The sequence below is a fragment of the Vibrio sp. 03-59-1 genome (genome assembly GCF_013114135.1).
In the GTDB taxonomy this organism is placed as follows: domain Bacteria; phylum Pseudomonadota; class Gammaproteobacteria; order Enterobacterales; family Vibrionaceae; genus Vibrio; species Vibrio cortegadensis.
Genome location: NZ_VTYA01000064.1, coordinates 1 through 1,444, shown reverse-complemented (window position 1 = coordinate 1,444; position 1,444 = coordinate 1). Strand labels below are relative to the sequence as shown.

The 1,444-nt window shown below is 38.4% G+C and carries 1 protein-coding gene and 1 pseudogene; one reads left to right on the top strand and one right to left on the bottom strand.

What is annotated here, in order from left to right:
- Positions 1-138, top strand: a pseudogene (locus F0249_RS20290) (IS110 family transposase); the annotation flags it as partial.
- A gap of 358 nt (positions 139-496) precedes the next feature.
- Here the strand turns inward: F0249_RS20290 and F0249_RS19900 are convergent.
- Positions 497-1,198 (bottom strand): hypothetical protein, encoded by a 702-nt coding sequence (locus F0249_RS19900; protein ID WP_171757632.1) that lies wholly within the window; start codon positions 1,196-1,198, stop codon positions 497-499.
- Between the last annotated feature and the right edge of the window lie 246 nt (positions 1,199-1,444).

Below are 1,444 nucleotides of genomic sequence, written 5' to 3'. Positions count from 1 at the left end.
TCCGACAACCTCAGTAAATGGATGCTAGAACTCCAAGAGCGACGAGGGCCAAACCGTGCTGCGGTGGCTTTAGCAAACAAACTCATGCGCATAGCATGGGCCGTCATAACCAAAAACGAAGAATATCAACCAGCATAAAACATACATCAACAACCCTTTGCAAAGTACGTAGTGAGATAAATAACAGGATAAATCCTACACGTTGAAAACCTTGTGCTCACACTGGCTTTTAAAGTCGATAAGTTGATTAGGACTTCGTGTTCGGCTGCCTCATCTTGGCCAAGGCAATAGCCGCTTAAACAGGCCGTATATATGGTAGTTAACCTGCGCTTTTAATCATGCTACTGGCTTGCAAAACCGGGGGAGACCATATAGGTGAGCAACGCAGCCACCTAACTCAAAATATTGTGCCATAAACGCTTAACCCAAATTTAGAGCTGAAGCTGGCGAGCGTTGGGAATCACTATTAAACGTTTTGTTCGAATTTGTTTGTGCTCTATGCCAAATTTTCCGCTTCTTTTTTATTAAAATTGAAGTTACCACCATTTATAATTTCATTATACACATACTCATACGCATTAATTTTATCAGTTAGCTTATTAAACTCACGATGATAATGTTCATTAAGTAGGTAATCACCATCTGAGTTACGCAACACATATGTAGAAATTGTCTGCTCTATCATGCTTTCGAACATAAACCTATACATCTGAGTCCAATCACTACTATGAGCATCACCTAAATAAGTTCTGACTTCAAACAGTGCTCCTTCTTTTACAAAACCTAGAACTGTTATTTTCTTGACTGATTCTTTGTTATCAAAAGGAAACAAAAATTCAAACTCATCAAATGCAGATTTCAGATCTTTCAGCGGTACACCATCAGAAAGCTTATCTTTCACTATACTTCCTAATACAGAGCATCGAATAGCCCCCATAACACGCTCTCTAACTGCGATTTTTTGTTGCTTAAAGTTCTGAGCAGAAGAAATATACTCTAGATCCTGAGATAATGCTTTCGTCATATCTAGATAGAATGACCGCTTTTCCTCTTCGACTATGCTTTTTTCAGATGACGAAAAATGAATAAGTCCCAATTGAAAAAGCTCATGCGATATATCTTGAATTCCTACATTCGTAAGACTTTCTAATTTTGCTTTAGAAATCTTGACGTTCAGAATTTTCCTCAAAAATTTCATAGATACCTCTAAATTCTAACGCCGCGTTCTTGCGAATCTCCTCATAATTAACCGTAAAAACAATGAGGTAGACGCGCATCGCTGTCTTTGATCTAATGAATATCGCCAAACACACATTTCGAACAAATGGACTAACGATGCACGATATTCAGATTCTACAGCAAACTATACAAAACCAATGCCCCTCCATTCACAAAAAACGCGTTAATTCTCTGATACTTGCCACAAAAAGTGTGCTTGACGGCT